At 61.9% G+C, this 19,897-nt stretch carries 16 protein-coding genes and 3 pseudogenes; 10 read left to right on the top strand and 9 right to left on the bottom strand.

All coding sequences use genetic code 11. The features are described 5' to 3' along the window. The first annotated feature begins 147 nt into the window (after positions 1-147). Positions 148-900, top strand: a complete 753-nt coding sequence (tpiA, locus tag L0Z65_RS03655; RefSeq protein ID WP_096871645.1) for a triose-phosphate isomerase — start codon at positions 148-150, stop codon at positions 898-900. A gap of 204 nt (positions 901-1,104) precedes the next feature. Here the strand turns inward: tpiA and L0Z65_RS03650 are convergent, their stop codons facing one another. From L0Z65_RS03650 to L0Z65_RS03630, 5 genes and pseudogenes are all read right to left on the bottom strand, one after another. Then, the gene (locus L0Z65_RS03650) at positions 1,105-2,508 is read right to left on the bottom strand and encodes a TRAP transporter large permease (protein ID WP_040170571.1); all 1,404 of its coding nucleotides are present in this window, start codon (positions 2,506-2,508) and stop codon (positions 1,105-1,107) included. After that, a complete protein-coding gene (locus L0Z65_RS03645; protein WP_405110859.1) occupies positions 2,508-3,185 on the bottom strand; it encodes a TRAP transporter small permease in 678 nt (225 codons plus the stop codon). Before L0Z65_RS03645 ends, L0Z65_RS03650 begins: the two co-directional genes overlap by 1 nt. A gap of 108 nt (positions 3,186-3,293) precedes the next feature. Then, positions 3,294-4,295, bottom strand: coding sequence for a DctP family TRAP transporter solute-binding subunit (locus L0Z65_RS03640; protein ID WP_096789366.1), 1,002 nt, complete (start codon positions 4,293-4,295; stop codon positions 3,294-3,296). Between the two features lie 690 nt (positions 4,296-4,985). Then, positions 4,986-6,221 (bottom strand): sigma-54 dependent transcriptional regulator, encoded by a 1,236-nt coding sequence (locus L0Z65_RS03635; protein WP_040179941.1) that lies wholly within the window; start codon positions 6,219-6,221, stop codon positions 4,986-4,988. After that, positions 6,218-8,022, bottom strand: a pseudogene (locus L0Z65_RS03630) (ATP-binding protein). Before L0Z65_RS03630 ends, L0Z65_RS03635 begins: the two are co-directional and overlap by 4 nt. A 61-nt stretch (positions 8,023-8,083) precedes the next feature. Here L0Z65_RS03630 and L0Z65_RS03625 point away from each other — a divergent pair. Then, positions 8,084-9,269 (top strand): annotated as a pseudogene (locus L0Z65_RS03625) (cytochrome P450). A gap of 170 nt (positions 9,270-9,439) precedes the next feature. On the opposite strand, the gene L0Z65_RS03620 reads toward L0Z65_RS03625, so the two are convergent. Both L0Z65_RS03620 and L0Z65_RS03615 read right to left on the bottom strand, forming a co-directional pair. Next, positions 9,440-10,540: an MFS transporter gene (locus L0Z65_RS03620; RefSeq protein WP_405110856.1), complete on the bottom strand. Its 1,101-nt coding sequence runs from the start codon at positions 10,538-10,540 to the stop codon at positions 9,440-9,442. Positions 10,541-10,721: 181 nt separating this feature from the next. Beyond that, positions 10,722-11,202: pseudogene (locus tag L0Z65_RS03615) on the bottom strand (Lrp/AsnC family transcriptional regulator). Positions 11,203-11,348: 146 nt separating this feature from the next. On the opposite strand from L0Z65_RS03615, the gene cobA reads away from it, so the two are divergent. From cobA to L0Z65_RS03575, 8 genes are all read left to right on the top strand, one after another. Further along, the gene (gene cobA, locus L0Z65_RS03610; protein WP_405110853.1) at positions 11,349-12,182 is read left to right on the top strand and encodes a uroporphyrinogen-III C-methyltransferase; all 834 of its coding nucleotides are present in this window, start codon (positions 11,349-11,351) and stop codon (positions 12,180-12,182) included. Next, a complete protein-coding gene (locus L0Z65_RS03605) occupies positions 12,182-12,490 on the top strand; it encodes a DUF2849 domain-containing protein (protein ID WP_024096783.1) in 309 nt (102 codons plus the stop codon). The genes cobA and L0Z65_RS03605 overlap by 1 nt, the downstream gene beginning before the upstream one ends. Further along, the gene (locus L0Z65_RS03600) at positions 12,483-14,147 is read left to right on the top strand and encodes a nitrite/sulfite reductase (RefSeq protein WP_405110849.1); all 1,665 of its coding nucleotides are present in this window, start codon (positions 12,483-12,485) and stop codon (positions 14,145-14,147) included. Before L0Z65_RS03605 ends, L0Z65_RS03600 begins: the two co-directional genes overlap by 8 nt. Before the next feature lie 4 nt (positions 14,148-14,151). Continuing rightward, positions 14,152-14,931, top strand: coding sequence for a phosphoadenylyl-sulfate reductase (locus tag L0Z65_RS03595; protein WP_040170556.1), 780 nt, complete (start codon positions 14,152-14,154; stop codon positions 14,929-14,931). Between the two features lie 3 nt (positions 14,932-14,934). Beyond that, positions 14,935-15,333, top strand: coding sequence for a DUF934 domain-containing protein (locus L0Z65_RS03590; RefSeq protein WP_040170555.1), 399 nt, complete (start codon positions 14,935-14,937; stop codon positions 15,331-15,333). Positions 15,334-15,481: 148 nt separating this feature from the next. Then, on the top strand, positions 15,482-16,360 hold the full coding sequence (locus tag L0Z65_RS03585; protein ID WP_040170874.1) for a ferredoxin--NADP reductase: 879 nt from the start codon (positions 15,482-15,484) through the stop codon (positions 16,358-16,360). 226 nt (positions 16,361-16,586) lie between these two features. After that, entirely contained in the window at positions 16,587-17,888 is a 1,302-nt protein-coding gene (locus tag L0Z65_RS03580; protein ID WP_405110844.1) for an MFS transporter, read from the top strand. A gap of 220 nt (positions 17,889-18,108) precedes the next feature. Continuing rightward, positions 18,109-18,762 carry a metal-binding protein ZinT gene (locus L0Z65_RS03575; protein ID WP_405110841.1) on the top strand — a complete coding sequence of 218 codons (654 nt, stop codon included), beginning with the start codon at positions 18,109-18,111 and terminating at the stop codon, positions 18,760-18,762. Between the two features lie 82 nt (positions 18,763-18,844). Here the strand turns inward: L0Z65_RS03575 and L0Z65_RS03570 are convergent, their stop codons facing one another. Together L0Z65_RS03570 and L0Z65_RS03565 are read right to left on the bottom strand one after the other, a co-directional pair. Then, positions 18,845-19,531: a hypothetical protein gene (locus tag L0Z65_RS03570; protein ID WP_405110839.1), complete on the bottom strand. Its 687-nt coding sequence runs from the start codon at positions 19,529-19,531 to the stop codon at positions 18,845-18,847. Next, positions 19,515-19,637, bottom strand: coding sequence for a hypothetical protein (locus tag L0Z65_RS03565; protein ID WP_405110836.1), 123 nt, complete (start codon positions 19,635-19,637; stop codon positions 19,515-19,517). Before L0Z65_RS03565 ends, L0Z65_RS03570 begins: the two co-directional genes overlap by 17 nt. Between the last annotated feature and the right edge of the window lie 260 nt (positions 19,638-19,897).

Raw genomic sequence — 19,897 nt, 5'->3', positions numbered from 1 at the left:
ATTGTTCAACATGTGATGACCGCTGTCATTCGGTGAACAGGCGAATTGTTCCCTATTCCGAACAATGTTAGGACAGTCCCAGCAGCAAGCTGCCGCGCGCCAAAAGGTGACCGCAGGCAGCACCAGACGATTGAGGGAGATACGCAGATGCGTCGGAAACTGGCCGCAGGCAATTGGAAAATGAACGGCACCGCAAGTGCGCTGACCGAGCTGGGCAATCTTGCCTATAGCTGTAAATCCGCCAAGGCCGAGGTGCTGATCTGCCCGCCTGCAACCCTGCTCTACCGCGCGGCCAATGTCTGCGTCGACAGCAAGGTGGACATTGGCGCCCAGGATTGCCACAGCGCCACCTATGGCGCCCATACTGGCGATCTGAGCGCGGAAATGCTGCATGATGCGGGCGCGACCGCCGTAATCCTCGGCCATTCCGAACGCCGGGCCGACCATGGCGAGACGGATGAAACGGTCCGCGCGAAGGCCAAGACCGCCATCGCTGCGGGGCTGACGGCGATCATCTGTGTGGGTGAAACCCTTGAGGATCGCGAGGCGGGCAAAACACTTGATGTGGTCCGGGCGCAACTGGCAGGCTCCCTCCCCGATGACACCAGCGGCACAACCGTGGTGGTCGCCTATGAACCGGTCTGGGCCATCGGCACCGGCAAGGTGCCCACAGTCGAACAGATCGCCGAAGTCCACAACGACCTGCGCGCCAGCCTGGTCAAACGCTTCGGCGGCGAGACCGCAAACGCCATCCGGCTGCTCTATGGCGGCTCGGTGAAGGCCAGCAACGCCAAGGAAATTTTCGCTGTGGCCCATGTGGACGGTGCGCTGGTTGGCGGCGCCAGCCTGAAGGCGGCAGATTTTGCCCCCATCGTCACGGCCCTCGACGCCAGCGCATAAATGCGCCTCACGGCGTAGCCTCCGGCGGGAGTATTTGGGGAAAGATGACAGACCCCCTTTGCCCCCGCCTTCACCTTTCACAAAATACTCTGGGGTGAATGCGCGCCAGCGCAGAGGGGCAAAGCCCCTGACGTAACGCCAGACAGAAAAAGGCCCGGGACTTACGCCCGGGCCTTTTCATATTCTGAGGGGCGTTGCCGCCCGCTATTTGGTTATGATCTCCGGCCCCATCACCGCATTCGGCAGCACGGTTGAGATCCACGGGATATAGGTGATCATGATCAGGAACACGAAGAGCACCGCGAGGAACGGCAACGCAGCCCGCACCACCGCCATCATCGGCATTCCCGCAACCCCGGAGGTCACAAAGAGGTTCAGACCAACCGGCGGGGTGATCATGCCGATTTCCATGTTCACCACCATGATGATGCCCAGATGGATCGGGTCGATGCCCAGCTCGATGGCAATCGGGAACACCAGCGGCGCCACGATCACCAACAAGCCCGACGGCTCCATGAATTGCCCCCCGATCAGCAGGATCACATTGACCACGATCAGGAACATCACAGGGCCAAAGCCCGCCGACAGCATCGCCGTGGCGATCTGCTGTGGCACCTGCTCATCGGTCAGCACATGTTTCAGGATCAGCGCATTGGCGATCACGAACAAGAGCGTCACGGTCAGCTTGCCCGCTTCAAACAGCGCGTGGCGCGTATCGGCGTGAAAGAAGGATGGGATGAAATAAACCACCGTCTGTCCCAGCATCTTGGGCAGCATGGACAGGAATTGCCCCATATCCTTGGGTTTGGGCGCAGATTTCAACGGCCCCATATCACGGTAGACAAAGGTCGCCACAAAGAAGGCATAGACCGACGCCACCGCCGCAGCCTCTGTCGGGGTGAAAATCCCGCCATAGATGCCCCCTAGAATGATGCCGATCAGCAGCAGACCAACCGAGGCATTGCCAGCGGAGGCGGCAACTTCGCCCCAGCCCAGCCATTCACCCTTGGGCAAGTTCTTGACCTTGGCCATCACATAGATGGTGACCATCAGCATCAGACCCGCCATCAGGCCGGGAATAACGCCTGCAAGGAACATCCGCCCGACGGAAACCTCAACCGCCGCGGCATAGACCACCATCACGATGGACGGCGGGATCAGGATGCCCAGCGTGCCTGCGTTACAGATCACGCCAGCGGCAAACTCCTTGGAGTAGCCCACCTGCCGCATCCCCGCGATCACGATGGAGCCAATGGCAACCACGGTGGCCGGGGAGGACCCGGACAGGGCTGCAAACAACATACAAGCGAAGACGCCAGCAATCGCCAGACCACCCGGCAGATGGCCGACACAAGCGATGGAAAAGCGGATGATCCGCCGTGCCACACCGCCCGTCGTCATAAAGCTTGAGGCCAGAATGAAGAAGGGGATCGCCAGCAGGGTGAAATGCCCTTCAAAGGCTTCAAACAGCGTGCCCGCAACCGAGGCCAGCGAGCTGTCGGAATAGATCAGCAGGAACAATGTCGAGCTGAGGCCAAGTGCCACCGCAATCGGAACCCCGATCAGCAACAGCCCAATGACCATGGAAAACAATAGGACGACATCCATCAGTCGTGCTCCCCACGCTGTGCCTGCACTTCGGCAATTTCATCTTCGACCTCATGGCTGGCCACCAGCCGGTCCACATCGCCGCGCAGGATCTGCATCGCCGCCTGCACAAACCGCAGCACCATCAGCAGCATCGACAGCGGCAGCACCACATAGGGCACCACCTTGGGCAGTTTCTCGTAGGAATCGCCGTAGTTGATCAAATCCTCTAGGAACCCAAAGAGCGCCACCATCGGCACATCCTGCACCTCGTAGAAACTCTGGCTCCGCGCCTTCATATCGAAACCGGTGGGAAACCAGCGCCCGGAAGTGGGCGGCAGATCGGCAAAGACCGCCCAATAGTCATAGGCGCCCTTCAGCAGCAGCAGCGAGAACACCAGACAGCAGCCGACCGAGATCAGCCCGATCACCCGGCGCGCGCCCGGCGACACCATATTGAGGATCGCATCCACCCCCAGATGGGCATGGACCTTCACCGCATAAGATGCGCCCAGCAGCACCAGCCAGGCAAACAGGAACACCGTCAGCTCCAGCGCCCAGAGAATGTTGGAATTAAACACAAATCGCGCCACCACATTGGCAAATGTGATCAGGGTCATCAGCCCCAGCAGCAGCGCAATCAGCGTCTCTTCGAGTGTATTGATAAGCCCGGTCGGGCCAGGTTTTGCCCCCGCCATATCGCTCTCCCTCGATGTTTGGATAATGGGATACCGGCGCGGATGGCGCACCGTGCAAATTGGGGCGGCGCGTCGTCGCGCCTGCCCCTGATCTTCAGGCCGCAGCCCTTACATGCCCGCGTTGATCGCCTGGGCTGCGTCGATCATGTCCTGACCCACGTCGCCTGCGAACTGCTCCCAGACCGGCTTCATCGCCTCAACCCAGGCCGCACGCTGCTCAGGTGACAGTTCACGCACCACGCCACCGGCATCGATGATCGCCTGACGGGCTTCGCCATTCACCTTGGTGGATTCCGAGTTCCGCGTCGCAGTGACCTCACCCAGGATGGTCAGGAACTGTTCACGCACCGCCGGATCAAGGCTGTCGAGCCAATCCACCGAGGTCACCACCAGATAGTCCAGCGCGCCGTGGTTGGTCTCAGTGACGCCGTCCTGCACCTCAAAGAACTTCTTGCCGTAGATGTTGGACCAGGTGTTTTCCTGCCCGTCCACAACGCCCTGCTGCAGCGCGCCGTAAACTTCGGAGAAGGCCATTTTCTGCGGGCTGCCGCCGATCGCTTCCATCTGCGCCACCAGCACGTCCGAGGACTGCACGCGGAATTTCAGACCATTGGCATCGGACGGGTTGATCAGCGGCTTGTTGGCTGACATCTGCTTCATGCCATTGTGCCAGTAGGCCAGCCCCTGCAGACCACGGCGCTGCATGGAATCCAGCATCGCCTGACCGTTCTCGGACCCTTGGAAGGCATCGACCGCATCAATGTTCTTGAACATGAATGGCAGATCGAACAGGCGGAATTGCTTGGTGAACTTCTCAAATTTCGACAGCGAGGGCGCGGCCAGCTGCACGTCGCCCTGCAGCATCGCTTCCAGCACCTTGTTGTCATTATACAGCGTGGAGTTCGGATAGACCTCCAGACACATGGTGCCGTTCATCTCTTCATTGATGCGCTTTTCCAGCAACGAGGCCGCAATCCCCTTGGGGTGCTTGTCGGTGTTGGTCACATGGCTGAACTTGACGACAATCTCACCGTCATCACAGGCCGCCATTGCGGTCCCGGCACTCATGGTCAGCGCCACAGCGGTGGCAGCAGCAGTTACGAATTTCATGTCTTTCCTCCCGGAATTTCTCCATAGCCTCCGCCCAGGCGAAGACCCCAGACGCAGCATCATGGGCAAAGTGGCCTTGCTCAAGCCTTTGTTACCCATCAAAAATGATCGTCATTTATCGTTCAAAAACAAATTACTACACAGTGAGATTCATCTTATGTGCTGGTGTGTTAGATTTTATGTGCGATTTTCCGCACAGGGTGATCGTTGGCCTGTGCGGAAATCCGCACACCCTGTTAGCGCCTGATAGTTCCTCAGGCGGAATCAACCCCCGTCACCTTTCCTCAAATACTCACAGCCCGCCGCCCGCCACCGGCTCCGACGCCGATACCGACACCGACACCAACCTGGGCCGTTGCACAGGCGGCGCACGGTGATCTCGCGTTCAGTTAACCCGGATCTGCCAGATTGGGCATGTCGCGACACTCGGGCCGCCTGACACGCAGCCCACCCATCCGGGGCATCTGGCACATGCCCCGGCAGGAGATCGGCCCGCCCCCGGATATCCTCCGCAGGTCGGGCGTTCAAATGACCGAAGTTGACGAAAAGGTCGACGAACATGGGGCTAAGCTGACATCCGGTGCCCATCCCCCTCCGCCCTGCCCCCTTGCGGGGCGCCCGGCGGCGCCGCCACCTTACTGCCCCGCGCCCTCCCCTAAGACGCGGACCACAACAGGCATCAGACCGCCCTCAGCGGCGATAATCTTCGGGCCGGATGCCATAGCGCGCCAGCTTGTCATAAAACGTCTTGCGCGGCAGCTTCAGGGCTTTGGCCGCGGCAGAGGCATTGCCGTTCTGCCGCCCCAGTGCGGCAATGAGCAGGGACCGTTCCACCTGCGCCAACTGCTCCGCCAGCCCCAGCTCCGCCGATTGCGCGGCCTCCTCCGGCATCCCCAGCACAAACCGCATCGCCGCCGACATCAGCGAGCGCGCATTGCCGGGCCAATCCTGCGCCATCAGCGCCGCAAGATGGTCCTGCGGAATGTCCGGCGCCGCAATGCCTGCCTGCTCTGCGGCCTGAGCGACATAGTGGCTGAACAGCACGGGAATATCCTCGGGCCGTTCGGACAGCGCCGGAATGCGCACCCGCATCACGTCAAGCCGGTAGAAAAGATCGGCCAGAAACCGCCCCTCTGCCGCCGCCTCTGCCAGATCCGCGACTGAGCCGACCAGAACCCGCGCCTCCAGCGCCTGCTCCTGTTCCAGCGCTTCCAACATGGCATATTGCGTCTCGCTTGGCAGGGCGGCGATTTCATCCAGATACAGCGATCCACCCGCCGCCGCGCGGCACAGATCCGCAAACCCATCCGGGCTGAGCCCCGCCGCCGGGCGTTTCACAAACGGGCCCTGCCCGCGCGGTGACATCAGGTGAATGACCTCCGCCACCTTGGAAATCCCGCCCCCCGGCGCGCCGGTCACCAGCACCTCTGCCCCGGTTGCGGCCACCGCACGCGCTCGCGCACGCAGCTCCTCCATCTGCGGCGAGGTGCCAAATATCATCCGCGCCGCCGGGTCACCGCTTTCCAGTCGCGACTTCAGCGCGCGGTTTTCCCGCACCAGCGCCCGCGTTTTCAGCGCCCGGCGCACCACCGCCATCAGATCCACGCTGGCGCAGGGTTTCTCAAGGAAATCAAACGCCCCTTCGGCCATTGCCTGCACCGCCATCGGGATGTCCCCCTCGCCAGTCAGCAGGATCACCGGCAGATCAGCGTCCACCTCCCGCACATAGCGCAAAAGATGAAACCCATCGCGTCCCGGCATCCGCATATCGGACAGGATCACCCCGTCAAAATCAGGCGTGATCAAATCCTTGGCCGCCACAAAGGACCCCACCGTGATGGCATCACACTCCGCCAGCTCCAGCGTCTGGCCCAATGCGGCCCGCACGGCCGCATCATCATCCACCACCAAAACCCGATTGGTCATGCAACCTCATCCTGTTGTTGCGGACCAGCGTCCGCCTGCGCGCGCCAACAATCCAGTTCCACCGTGAACTCTGCGCCATCACCGGTATTTCTCCCCCGGATATGACCGCCAAAGCTCTGTACCAACCCGTAGGAGATCGACAGCCCCAGCCCCATCCCCTCGGAACTGCCGACCGCCTTGGTCGAATAGAAAGGGTCAAAGATCTTTTCCGGCTCTTTCAGGCCGGGGCCGATGTCGCGCACACTCACCGCAAGCCGCGCGCCTGCCTCCGTGCCTGCCTCACCCTCGCGTGTCTCAATCGCAATCCGTATCTCGCGCTGCTCCTGCTCCAGCATGGCATCTGCGGCATTGTTGATCAGGTTCACAAACACCTGCGACAGGCGCACCTCGCCGCCCCAGGCAAAAACTGGCTCTGCAGGCGGCTGCCAGTGCAGATGCACGCCATCCTGCCGCAGGCGAGGCTCTGTCAGCTCAATCGCCGAGGCAATCACCTGCCCCAGATCCACCCGTCCCATCGGCTCACTCTCGTTGCGGGCAAAGGCGCGCAGGTTCTTAATGATCCGCGCCATCCGTCCTGCCATCTGCGCAATCCGGCCAAGGTTCTCCCCCGCCCGCTCCGGCTTGCCGCGGGCCACAAAGGCCTCACCGTTCTCGGCATATTGCTGAATCGCCATCAACGGCTGGTTCAGCTCGTGGCTGATCCCCGCCGACATCTGCCCCAGCGCCGACAGCTTACCCGCCTGCACCAGATCCTGCTGCGCGCGCTTCAGCGCCGCTTCGGCCTCCTGACGTTCCTGCACCTCGCGGGTCAGCCGCATATTGGTCGCCGACAGCGCCCGCGTGCGCGCCGCAACCCGGCTTTCCAGCACCGTATTTGCCTCCGCAAGCGTGCGCCGGCTGTTCAAGCGCCAGGGCCAGCATCGCCCCAAGCGCCAGCACAATCGCCGCCATCGCTGCCGCCTGCAGCCCCGCCAGCCGCTGGGCCGGGGCCACATCGACCAGAATTTCGCCCACCATGCCGATCTGCGGCAGGTTCACCGCCTGATGCAGCGCCCGCTCCGGCAGATAGGGCGACCAGCGCAGATCCCAGATCTCATGCGGACCCTCCATCCAGGCCCGAAGCGCCACCTGCCGCCCATCCGGCGGCGACAGCCCCGGTCCTTCCGCGCTGCGCTGCCAGAACAACAATTCCCGCCGGTTGGCAATGAACACCTCGCCGCCGCGATTGGTGAAAAACACCGCAGGCAGCGACCCGCGCCAGGTCTGCTCCACATCCTCGACATCGGCGACCACCACCAAGGCACCGCGCACCCGACCATCCACATCGAAATCCGGTGCCGCATAGATATAGGCGCGCCGCCCATCCGGTTGCAGCACCCCGTAGCCAGTGCCCAGCGCCCCCTGCATCGCCCGGTGGAAATAGCTGCTCTGGGTCACATCGCGCCCCATCACCCCCTCAGCAGCGACCACCACCCGGCCCGCCCGGTCGACAAAGAACACATCCAGCGCCGCTGTCTTGTCGGCCACCTCGCGCAACAGCCCCTGCGCCGCCACCCGCGCCTCCGCCCGGTCCAAACGCTTCAGCGTCGGGTGATCGGCCATCAAAACCGCCAGCTCCTGATAGACCTGCAACTGCGTTGTCACCCGGTCCGAGGCCAGCGCCAGATCCGCCGCGCTGCGTTCGGCAAGCAGAATCAAGCGCTTGGCGATAGCCCAACCGATAGACACCGCCCGCAACAGCTGCCACCGCCCCCAGAAGAAGCGCCAGAATGATCCACCGATGTGCGTGAAACTGCGTCATTGGCCGCACAGTAGCAAAGCACCCCTTGCATTGACCAGCCGCCTTGGCAAAAGCTGCGCGGATGAAGACATTGACCCAATCCCCCACCGATCCCGATTTTGTCCAATCGCCCTACGGATTTTACGCCGAGGCCCGCGCGATGGGACATCTGCATCATTGGCAGGACTACAATATGGTTGCGGCCTTTTCGCACCCCGCTGTGCATACCCTGCTGCGCGACCGCCGTTTTGGCCGCGAAATCCCGCCGGAGATGGCCCGCGAAAGCCCGGCCCATCTCGCCCCCTTCCTGCAGGTTGAGGCGCATTCGCTCCTGGACGCCGAACCGCCCCGCCACACCCGCCTGCGCCGGCTTGTGTTGCGCGCCTTCACCAGCCGCGAGATCAAGGCACTGGCGCCGGGGCTCGAAACGCTCTGCCATGAGTTGATCGACGCCTTCCCCGCGGATGCGCCCTTTGATCTCCTGACCACCTATTGCACGCAGGTGCCGGTGATCGCGATTTGTCGCCTCTTGGGCGTGCCCACGGCGATGGCGCCGCAGCTCTTGGACTGGTCGCACAAGATGGTGGCGATGTATCAGGCCTCCAAAACGGTTGAGACAGAACATGCCGCCGCCCGCGCCAGCCAGGACTTCATCGACTTCCTGACAACCTATGTGGACGAACGCCGCAAGACCCCAGGCGAGGATCTAATCACCCGCCTCATTCAAGCCGAGGAAGACGGCGAGAGCCTGTCGACGGATGAGCTGATCGGCACCTGTATCCTGTTGCTCAATGCCTAGCCATGAGGCCACGGTGCATTCGCTGGGCAATGGCGTGAAAACCATGCTGCAACAGGGCTGGGACCAAAGCTGGCTTGCCCCTGATGGCATCGACGGTCTGGTGGAGGAAATCCTGCGCTACGACCCGCCGCTGCATATGTTCACCCGCTACGCCTACGAGGAGATTGAGCTGTTCGGTCATACCTTCCAGCGCGGCGATGAGGTGGCACTGCTGCTGGCCGCTGCCAACCGCGACCCAGAAATGCTGGAGGATCCCGAACGCTTCGATCCCACGCGCCCAGCCAAAGTGAACACCTCCTTTGGGGCGGGCCTGCACTTCTGCGTCGGCGCGCCGCTGGCGCGGATGGAAATGCAGATCGCGCTGCCGATCCTGTTTGAACGCTGCCCGGACCTGAAACTGGCCGCCGCGCCCGAATACAACAACACCTACCATTTCCACGGGCTGACCCGTCTCATGGTCACGGTCTAAGGCCCCCTGCGGCGGGCCACCCCGGCCCGCCCCCTACCATGGCTCAGACAGGCTGGCGCCTGGGAGGTCGCCCGGCCATCAGTACCGCCCCCGCCACCACGGCCATCACCGACGCGCTGCGGATCACCGTCTGAAAATCATAGGCCTGCGCGATCAGCCCCACAGCAGGGCTAAGCCATGACCCCGCTCACCATCAGCGCATTCCAATACAGCGCGGTCGCCCGCGCCAGCATCGCCTTGGCAAAGGACTGCACATAGCTGATGCCGAGGCTTGCATAGAACCCGTAGTACAGCCCCTCCAGCGCCGCTGCCGCCAGCATCTGGCCAAAACTCTGCACCATCGCCAGCAGCTGGATCGTCACAATAGCAAGGCCGGTGACCGCCAGAAGTGCCCGCCACATGCCAATGTGGGCAATCACCCACGGGGTTGAGAAGATGGCAAAGACCTCAACAAATGTCTTCACGCTGAAGGCAAATCCGGGCGCAGAACCAGGCAAGCCCACCTCCTGCACATAGAACACCGGCAAGGCGGAAAACGTCAGCGAATGCGCAGTGGAGAGGCAGAAGACAAACCCCACCGCCAGCCAGACCTCGCGCGGCAGCCGGGCCAATTGTCCCGGCACAGCCTCCGCCTCAGCTGTCGCGGCCTGTCCCCCCGCGCGCGCCGTGATATCGCGAGGCAGGCTGGTCCACCACAGCGCAATCCAGGCCGCAGCTGCCAGCAGCCCGGCGCCAAACACCGCCCGCAGCCCAAAGCCATCCGCAATCACAAATGTGAGCGCAGGCCCAACCATCCAGGCGGTGGAGGTGGTGGCCCGCATATGCGCATTGAACCGCACCCGGTCCATCGCCTGCCGCTCAGCGATACTGCCGCCGAGGCTGAACATGGTCGAAACCGCGCTGGAGCTGATCCCGAACCCCAGCACCCCAGCACTCAGCACCACCCAGAGCGTCGGCATCAGCGCCAGCGATCCGGCGGCAAACACAAACCCCGCCGCCGCCAGTCCGACCAGCGGAAACACCCGCGCGCCCGCATCAATGCGCCGGGCAAACTGCCGGTTGGCAACCAGCGTCAGGCTGATGGCCATCGCTGCATAAACACTGATGATCCAAGGCTGATGCCCCAGCCCCTCGACCAGGAAATAGCTCATGAAAGGCACTATCATCGCGGTGCAGAGCGTGCCGCAGAACAACAGCAGCAGAAACATCAGGCGCGCCATCACCGGACGCCGCCCCTCAGACTGTTCAGACGGCTCAGACGATAACGACATGCGCAAACCCGATCATCAAACGCCCCCGTTCTCCCAGACGTCCACCCATCGCGCAAGCGCAGACCGCCGTCCCGTCACCTTTCCCAAAATACTCCGGGGGATGTGACCTGTGCCACAGGGACAGGTCACAAAAAAGGGGGCAGCGCCCCCTTTCCTTTGGCAGCACCAGACCACCGCGTGCCTAGTCCTCAGCGATGGCCTCAAGCGGCAGCAGGGTGGTGGATTTGATCTCCTCCATCGACAGCAGGGCTGTCACATTATGCACCCGCACCTCAGAAATCAGCGCCTGATAGAAATTGTCATAGGCCCGCGCGTTCTTCACCCGCACCTTGAGGATATAATCGATATCCCCCGCCAGCCGATGCGCCTCCTGCACCTCCGGGCGGTCCTGCAACGCCTTCAGAAACTTGGCCTGCCACTCCGCCTCATGGGCCGAGGTGCGGATCAAGACGAAAAAACAGGCCTCAAACCCCAGCGCCTCAGCATCCAGCACCATGGTCTGCCTAGCCAATGACACCTCCCTCGCGCAGCTTGCGAATGCGATTCCAGACCGGGGTCTTGGAACTGCCCACACGGCGGGCGATTTCGTCCAGCGACTGGCCTGCATCGCGTTGCAGCTCCGCCAGAATTTTCCGGTCCGTGCCGTCGATCCGCACTGTCATCCCTGTTTTCTCCTTGTTTGGGGATCAACCCGCCTGCATCTGACACCAGCTGGAACAATCTTCCTTATTTGCCGCGCCATATAGCGGATAAGGGGGAATATTTCCTATATTCAAGGGTAAGTCAAACAAACCAGATGAGGCCCCAGATGACCGGTCCAGCCCCAACCACACCCCATGCACCGCACCCGATGCGGGGCAACATCTGTGGTCCTGTCTCCTCAGCGCTGGTGGCGGGTGAGGTTGCCTTTGCAGGCTCTGGCCCCGGGGACCCTGATCTTCTGACCCTGAAGGTGGCGCGCGCATTGTTGCAGGCGGATGTGATCCTCTTTGACCGGCTGGTCAGCGATGAGATCATGGCACTGGCGGGCCCGCAGGCCCAGCTGGAAGACGTCGGCAAGGAGGGCTTTGGCCCGCAGGTCAGCCAGGAAGAGATCTGCACCCGCATGGTGGCCCATGCCCGTATGGGCAAAAAAGTCCTGCGCCTGAAATCCGGCGACCCCACCGTCTATGGCCGTCTCGATGAGGAACTCACCGCCTGCGAGGCTGCCGGGATCGCCTATCAGATCCTGCCGGGTATTACTGCGGCCTCAGCTGCCGTCGCCTCCATCGGCCAGAGCCTGACGCAGCGCGGGCGCAATGCTTCGGTGCGATTTCTGACCGGCCACGACATGAAAGGCTTTGCCGATCACGACTGGGCTGCGCTGGCCCGTCCGGGTGAGGTGGCCGCCATCTACATGGGCAAGAAATCCGCGCGTTTCGTGCAGGGCCGCCTGATCATGCACGGCGCTGATCGCGCCACACAGATGACCATTGTCGAAAACGCCTCACGCGCCAATCAGCGGGTGATTGAAACCACGCTGGAGCGTCTGCCCACCGATCTTGCCGCCGCCGAACTGACCGGCCCGGCGCTGACATTCCTTGGCCTTGCCCCGCGCGCCAGCGCCCAGGCCCTGACAGATTTGAAACTGGAGCTTGCCTGATGCCCCGTCCCTTTACCCCGAAAATCATAACCGCCAACGACCTGCTTGAGGGTGACGTGATCTATTTCACCGACACCAACAGCTGGAGCCGTGAGCTGCAGGAGGCTGAGCTGATCGAGGATGAGGCCGAGGCGCAGCTGCGGCTTCTGGAAGCGGAGAAAGACGCCCTGCGGGTGGTCGGCATCTACCTCACCGATGCGAAATCCGGCGACAACGGCCCCGAGCCGACGCATTTCCGCGAAGACTTCCGCCGCACCGGCCCATCCAACTATCGCCACGGCAAACAGGAGGCCGCAGCAAATGTATAAATACAACGACTTCGACACCGCCTTTCTGGCCGAACGCAACGCCCAGTTCCGTGCCCAGGTCGAGCGCCGCATTGACGGCTCTCTCACCGAGGATGAGTTCAAGCCGCTGCGCCTGATGAACGGCCTTTATCTACAGCTGCACGCCTATATGCTGCGGGTGGCGATCCCCTATGGCACGCTGAACTCTGACCAGATGCGCACCCTGGCGCTGCTGGCGGAGAAGTGGGACAAGGGCTATGGCCATTTCACCACCCGTCAGAACATCCAGTACAACTGGCCCAAGCTGCGCGACGTGCCTGATATGCTGGACGCGCTGGCTGAGGTTGGTCTGCACGCGATCCAGACCTCCGGCAACACCATCCGCAATGTGACCTCGGATCATTTTGCCGCCGCCGCCAAGGATGAGCTGACCGACCCCCGCCCCTATGCCGAGCTGATCCGCCAGTGGTCCACCGATCACCCGGAGTTCCAGTTCCTGGGCCGCAAATTCAAGATCGCCATCACCGGCAGCTCCACCGACCGCGCGGTCACCAAGGCCCATGACATCGGCCTGCGCATGGTTGAGCGCGACGGTCTGGCAGGGTTTGAGGTGATCGTGGGCGGTGGCCTTGGCCGCACGCCGCTCATCGGCAAGGTGATCCGCGATTACCTCCCGCAGGCGGATCTTCTGCCCTATCTGGAGTCGGTTCTGGCGGTCTATAACCTGCTGGGTCGGCGCGACAACAAATACAAGGCCCGCATCAAGATCACCGTGCTGGAAAACGGCATCGACACCATCCGCGAGATGGTGGAGGAGCGGTTTGAAGAGCGCCGCAAAGCCTTTGACGGTACCGATCAGCAGCTCTTGGAGGAGATCAAGGCGCATTTCACCCCGCCCCAGCTGCGCGGTGGCAATGTGGAGACTTATCTGGCCGCCTATGAAGCGGATCCGGTGTTCCGCTCCTGGGCGGATACCAATCTGGCGGCGCACCGCGATGACAACCACGCCATCGTCACCATCTCGATCAAGGCGCATGGCCAGACGCCGGGCGATGCCACCGCCGCGCAGATGCGCGGGATGGCGGACCTGGCTGAAGAATTCGGCTATAACGAGCTGCGCATCAGCCATGAGCAGAACGTGATCCTGCCCCATGTCCACAAATCGGACCTGCCCGCGCTGCATGCCAAGCTGAAAGAGCACGGGCTGGCCACCGCCAATGTCGGATTGATCTCCGATATCATCGCCTGCCCCGGCATGGATTACTGCGCGCTGGCCACCGCCCGGTCGATCCCGGTGGCGCAGGAAATCGCCAGCCGTTTTGATGAGCTGAAGCTGGAACATGACGTGGGCCATCTCCAGATCAAAATCTCGGGCTGCATCAACGCCTGTGGGCACCACCACGTTGGTCACATCGGCATTCTTGGCCTCGACCGGGCTGGGGTGGAAAACTACCAAATCACCCTGGGCGGCGACGCGACTGAGACCGCCGCGATTGGCACCCGTACCGGACCCGGTTTTGCCTATGATGAAATCGTGCCTGCGGTGGAACGCCTGATCACCGCCTATCTCTCTCTGCGCGACAGCGCCGAGGAAACCTTCCTCCAGACCTATCGTCGCGTCGGCATGGATCCGTTCAAGGCCGCGCTTTACCCCGAGGCCCAGAAAAAGGTTGCTTAGCACCATGGTCAATGCAGCGGCACTACCGACTGACACACGCCAAGGCCCGAGCAGTGCGCATCTTGAGGCACTGGCAACACAGGTGGATGCGCTCAATGCGCGCTTCCGCCACCACTCTGCCACCTCCGTGATGGAGGGCGCACTCAAGGATGCGGGCCATATCGCGCTGGTCTCCAGCTTTGGCGCGGAATCCGTTGTGCTGCTGCATATGGCGGCGGTGATTGATCCGATGACGCCAGTGGTCTTTGTCGACACCGAGTTATTGTTCACCGAAACGCTGGTCTATCAGCAGGAGGTGAGCGAGCGGCTGGGCCTGCGCAATGTGCAGGTGATCCGCGCCGCCGACATCGCCGAGAAAGACCCCTATGGCGCGCTGCGCTTCTCGGATACCGACGCCTGCTGCGCCCTGCGCAAGACCGCGCCGCTGCAAAAGGCGCTGGCGGGGTTTGATGGCTGGATCACCGGGCGCAAACGGTTTCAGGCCGGATCGCGCGCGGCTTTGGACTTCTTCGAGGTGGAAGAGACCGCCACTGGCCCCACCGGTCGGCTGAAGATCAACCCGCTGGCCCATTGGGCGCCGCAGGACGTGCGCGCCTATATGGATGAAAACAGATTGCCCCGTCACCCGCTGGTGGCCAAGGGCTACCCCTCAATCGGCTGCGCCCCCTGCACCTCGCCCGTTAAGGAAGGCGAAGATCCGCGGGCCGGACGCTGGCGCAACCAAGACAAGGAAGAATGCGGCATCCACGTGGTGGATGGCAAATTCATTCGCACAGGAGCCTGACAGATGAGTGTGATTGTGACCGATGCGGGCTTTGGCCCCGACAGCTGGACGGCGGGCTTTGACAGCGACACCGCCATTGAGATGCAGCCGGATGCCGATCCGGCGGCCCTGTCCAACCAATTGCCGGGGCTGGAGATGATCCGTATTCATTTCCCCAGCTTTGCCGATGGCCGGGGCTTTACCCTGGCGCGGCGGCTGCGGCTGGCGGGCTACACCGGGCGCTTGCGGGCCTATGGCCATGTGCTGGCGGATCAATATGCGATGGCGCGCCGCTCCGGCTTTGACGAGGTCGAGATCAGCGAGGATCTCGCCGCGCGTCAGCCGCAGGAGCAATGGCTTGCCCGTGCCAATTGGCAGGCGCATGATTACCAGGCCCGCCTGCGTGGCACCGCCGCACGCTAAGCCAGCCAGCCTCCGCTTCTCTGGAAATCCCCCCTCAGACCCGGTTCCGTTGCGCCCTGCGCGGAGCCGGTTTCTGAAAACAGGGGTTTTCCTGACCTGTATCAAAGATTAATCAGAGGTGCCGGATATTCCTCCGGTAATGGATCCGATGAACGAGATGACACCCGTGACCGAAGCTGTGACCGACACTGCAACCGACCCGAAACCGGCCAAGGCCGTGCCCGCCCTGCCCGACGCCCAGACCGTGACCGAGGTCAAGCACTGGACCGACCGGCTGTTTTCCTTCCGCTGCACGCGGCCTGCCTCCCTGCGCTTCCGCTCAGGCGAGTTTGTGATGATCGGTCTGATGAACGATCCCGACCCCAAGACCGGCAAGGTGAAGCCCTTGCTGCGCGCCTATTCCATCGCCTCGCCCAGCTGGGATGAGGAAATGGAGTTTTATTCGATCAAGGTCGAGGACGGCCCGCTGACCTCGCGCCTGCAGCACATCCAGCCCGGCGACGAAATCATCCTGCGCCCCAAGCCGGTCGGCACGCTGGTGCATGACGCGCTGGTCCCCGGCAAACGCATCTGGTTCTTTGCCACCGGCACCGGCTTTGCGCCCTTTGCGAGCCTGCTGCGCGAGCCGGAAACCTATGAGAAATTCGACGAGGTGATCATCACCCACACCTGCCGCGAAGCCGGTGAGCTGACCTATGGTCGTGAGCTGATCGAGAGCCTGAAGGACGACGAACTCCTGAACGAGGTGATCGGCGAAGGCTTCTGGAAGAAGATCAAGTACTACCCGACCACCACCCGTGAAGAGAGCGCCAAGATGGGCCGCATCACCGACCTGATGCGCTCCGGCGAGGCATTTGCCGATCTTGGCGTGCCGCCGCTGAACCCCGAAAGCGACCGCGCGATGATCTGCGGCAACCTGGCCTTCAACCTGGAGCTCAAGGATCTGTTTGAAAACACCTATGGTCTGGAAGAAGGCGCCAATTCCAAGCCCGCGCATTTCGTGGTGGAAAAGGCGTTTCTGGACTGATCCCAGGTCGTCCTATGCTCTTCAAGTGACAAAAAGCCCCCGTCATATTCTGATGGGGGCTTTTTATTTGGGCCGACTGGATCAGGCGTCATGACCTGTTCTGGTTGCAGCGCGGAACATGGCCCCTTCGCTGCAACTGCGCGCGTGATTGGCTCTATGCCTGTTCAATCGCCCCTCCTACGGTCCCGCTATTGCGCAGGGAGGTGCAAAGGCACATGGTAGCGCCATGGCAACGGAAATTGAGTTCTCTTTCAAAACCTTGACCGGCACCGCACAACGGCACATCCGGGTGTTTCAGATCCACCAGTTTCTGGACCGGTTTGCCATGGGTCTGACTGTGGCCGTCGTCGCGCTTGCGCTGACGGACCGGGGCATGGATCTGTTGCAGATTTCGCTGCTCTTCGGGGTCTACTCGCTCACGACGATGGCGATGGAATTGCCGTTTGGCGGTCTGGCCGACAACATTGGCCGCAAACCGGTCTTTCTGGCAGCGGTCATCGCCAGTCTGATTTCGCTCGTGCTGTTTCTGTCGTCGAGTGATTTCACTGTCCTGGCTCTCTCCTTCGCCTGCATCGGGTTCGGGCGTGCCCTGCGGTCAGGCACGCTTGATGCCTGGTTTGTTGAGACATTCAGGACCGCGGCGCCAAATGTGGATGTTCAGCCCGCTCTTGCAAAGGCGCAAGGGGCCAATGCCATGGGCCTCGCCTTTGGTGCAATTTTGGGAGGTTTGCTCCCAGATCTGTTTGGCATGACCGCGCTGAGGTATGGGGTCAGCATCTATGATGTGTCCTATGTGGCAAGCTTTGCTGTGATGATCGCAGTGTTGATCTACACGATGTTTGCCATCACCGAAGAGCCACGCCCGTTGAATGCCCGCGCGTTGAGACAAGGGGTCACCAGCGTCCCGCCCGTGATCGCACAGGCGGGCGCGCTTGCCTTGAAACACCCGACACTTTCCATGCTTCTGGCAGCACTGGCCTTGTTCCTGATGGCCACCAATCCGGTTGAGGTGATCTGGCCGACCTACGCAAAACCCATGCTGGACGAGCGCTACGCCAACACCGCCATTGGCACCCTGACCGCGGGTTACTTTTTTGCAATCGCGTTTGGTGCGGCGCTGTCACCCTATATCAGCCGTCTCTTCCGGCGTCGCCATGCGGTCACGCTTGCGGTGCTTTTTTCCTGTCTTGCCGGTGTTCAGCTGGCGCTGGCGATGCAGGGCGATATCGTGGGATTTGTCGGTGTCTTCCTTCTGTTCTCCATCCTTCTTGGAGCAAGCGAGACGCCTGCTAGTAGCATCCTGCATCGCTGCGTGGACGATCGGCAGAGATCCACGATGCTGTCCTTGCGATCTCTCATACAGCAACTGGGGGCGGCATTGGGACTGGTGCTGGCCGGAGCCGTGGCCGATGTCTATTCCACGCCTGTCGCATGGGGTGTCGGCGCCGTGTTCCTGCTTATGGCGACGGTGCTGAGTTTGCTGCTGGCCAAGCGATTGACGGCAGGGCCGGTAACTCTCCCCCGCTGACAAGCGAAACCTGCTGGGCGCCATCTTACCCGTTCCGGCCCTCGGCGCGACGTTTGGCTGCGCGGCAGAAACGACGCTGCGGCAGGCGGTAAAATGCCGATCATGCCATGCCGCGCTCTGATGCTTTCGCGGGCCTTGCCAAACATCGGCTTTCAGCTTAAACGGCAATTGTTATGTTGTAACATTACATTCACTCATTCAAAAACCGCTGGAGACGTAAATGCTACGTACAATCCTCAAACGACCTGACCTCCTTGCCGTGGCCGCGCTGGTTGCCCTGTCCACGCAGGCACCGGCCCAAACCGCGACCAGCTCCACCTCGACCCACAATCACAGCCATCAGGCCAAAGAGCCTGTCCTGATCAACGAAGCAGAGATCCAGCCCCGTGACCTCTCTGACTGGGAGGCCGACTGGCAATCGGTCTATCCGTTTCTGCAAGACGGCACTCTGGATCCGGTGATGGCGCACAAAGCAGAGAGCGGGAAGAAGTCCGCCGAAGACTATCGCGCGTATTACGAGGCTGGCTACAAAACGGATGTGGAGCGCATTTTGATTGACGGCTCCAGCGTCACATTCTTCCGCGATGGCCAGCCTGTGCAGGGCCAGTACACCAATGACGGATATGAAATCCTGACCTACGCATCAGGCAATCAGGGGGTCCGCTTCATTTTTGAAAAGTCAGGCGGAGACGCGGCAGCACCTCAGTTCATTCAGTTCAGCGACCATGAAATCGTGCCAACCAAAGTCGATCATTATCACCTGTATTGGGGCGATGACCGCGCGGAACTGCTGACTGAGGTGACCAACTGGCCGACCTATTTCCCTGTCGAATTAAGCGGCGCGGAGATTGCAGCCGGAATGATGGCCCACTAAACGCCAGCGCTGTCGGCGGAAAAGAAAGGCCCCCGTCACTCTCTGACGGGGGCCTTGGTGTTTGAGAGCTGTCTCTGTCCGCTTATTGCGGCAGCGCGTCCTTGATGCGTTTCAGCGTCGCTTCCAGCAGTGCCGGGTTGTCGCGGGCCTGGCCCAAGGTGGTGATCAGCAGCGCCTTCTGCGTCGCCTCGATTGAGGACTCCTCGATCATCGTGATCACCTTGTCGTAGTTGAAACCTTCCGGTGTCAGCAGCGCATCCTTGGCGGCCTCGGTGCCCTCTTCTGCGGCGGCGGTGGCGTCACCGGCAGCGTCCGCCACACCGTCTGTCGCGGCCTCAGCTGTCTCGCTCACGGTCTCCGCAGCGTCATTGGCGGTCTCTGCAACCTCATCCGCGGCGCCTTCTGCCGCATCCTCTGCCGCAGCTGCGGTATCCGCAACAGCATCGCCAGCCGCCTCCGCTGTCGCGGTGGCCTCCTCACTCAGCGCCGCTGCACCCTCGTTGGCCTCGTCAACCGCAGCCGCTGCGCTGTCCTGCAGCTGGTTGGCACTGTCGGTCAGCCCCTCGGCAATTTCGTTCACGGTTTCCTCGGCCGTCTCGCTCACGGCGGCCGCGGCATCATTCACCGCATCTGTCGCGGCCTCAACGGAGCTTTCGATTGCGCTTTCGGCTTCTTCAGCCGCGGTGGCGATATCGCTCTCCACCTCTGCGGCAACCTCGCCAGCGGAGGCGGCCGTCTCCTCTGCGGCGGTCTCAGCTTCTGGCGTCACGATAACGGTTTCCGGCGCCGAGCTCGCTGGTCTCCATGGAGGAGACGTAGAAATATCCGCCCAATGCGACGGCTCCCACACCCAGGCCAATGACGATCGGTTTCATGATAGATCTCCTTCTCTCTCCAAATGCTACGCACATGGGCGCAGCTTGCGGCATAGCACTTGGGCTTAGGGGCCTGAAACTACAAGGGGAATAAACGCCGAACCGCCGCATCGGCCAAACCCTGCCAGTCTGGCATTGCCGGTCTGCCAAGATCAGCGCAGCGCAGAATTAACCCTTTGCTGACGCTCTGAGGTGCAAACAAACCTTGAAAACCGCGATATGCGCGGTCATACCCGCAATTGACTTGAATCGCAGGCCCG

Origin of the sequence: Phaeobacter sp. BS52, assembly GCF_045040595.1 — a bacterium.
Classification (GTDB): Bacteria; Pseudomonadota; Alphaproteobacteria; order Rhodobacterales; family Rhodobacteraceae; genus Phaeobacter; species Phaeobacter piscinae.
The sequence above is the reverse complement of the archived record's forward strand: the minus strand, read 5'-3'. Positions and strand labels throughout refer to the sequence as shown.

Coding starts and splice junctions, on each gene's coding strand:
- L0Z65_RS03595 (WP_040170556.1), top strand. CDS start 14,152: ATGGTCAATGCAGCGGCACTACCGACTGACACACGCCAAGGCCCGAGC.
- L0Z65_RS03585 (WP_040170874.1), top strand. CDS start 15,482: ATGAACGAGATGACACCCGTGACCGAAGCTGTGACCGACACTGCAACC.
- L0Z65_RS03590 (WP_040170555.1), top strand. CDS start 14,935: ATGAGTGTGATTGTGACCGATGCGGGCTTTGGCCCCGACAGCTGGACG.
- L0Z65_RS03650 (WP_040170571.1), bottom strand. CDS start 2,508: ATGGATGTCGTCCTATTGTTTTCCATGGTCATTGGGCTGTTGCTGATC.
- L0Z65_RS03565 (WP_405110836.1), bottom strand. CDS start 19,637: ATGAAACCGATCGTCATTGGCCTGGGTGTGGGAGCCGTCGCATTGGGC.
- L0Z65_RS03605 (WP_024096783.1), top strand. CDS start 12,182: ATGCCCCGTCCCTTTACCCCGAAAATCATAACCGCCAACGACCTGCTT.
- L0Z65_RS03580 (WP_405110844.1), top strand. CDS start 16,587: ATGGCAACGGAAATTGAGTTCTCTTTCAAAACCTTGACCGGCACCGCA.
- L0Z65_RS03640 (WP_096789366.1), bottom strand. CDS start 4,295: ATGAAATTCGTAACTGCTGCTGCCACCGCTGTGGCGCTGACCATGAGT.
- L0Z65_RS03600 (WP_405110849.1), top strand. CDS start 12,483: ATGTATAAATACAACGACTTCGACACCGCCTTTCTGGCCGAACGCAAC.
- L0Z65_RS03635 (WP_040179941.1), bottom strand. CDS start 6,221: ATGACCAATCGGGTTTTGGTGGTGGATGATGATGCGGCCGTGCGGGCC.
- cobA (WP_405110853.1), top strand. CDS start 11,349: ATGACCGGTCCAGCCCCAACCACACCCCATGCACCGCACCCGATGCGG.
- tpiA (WP_096871645.1), top strand. CDS start 148: ATGCGTCGGAAACTGGCCGCAGGCAATTGGAAAATGAACGGCACCGCA.
- L0Z65_RS03645 (WP_405110859.1), bottom strand. CDS start 3,185: ATGGCGGGGGCAAAACCTGGCCCGACCGGGCTTATCAATACACTCGAA.
- L0Z65_RS03620 (WP_405110856.1), bottom strand. CDS start 10,540: ATGTCGTTATCGTCTGAGCCGTCTGAACAGTCTGAGGGGCGGCGTCCG.
- L0Z65_RS03575 (WP_405110841.1), top strand. CDS start 18,109: ATGCTACGTACAATCCTCAAACGACCTGACCTCCTTGCCGTGGCCGCG.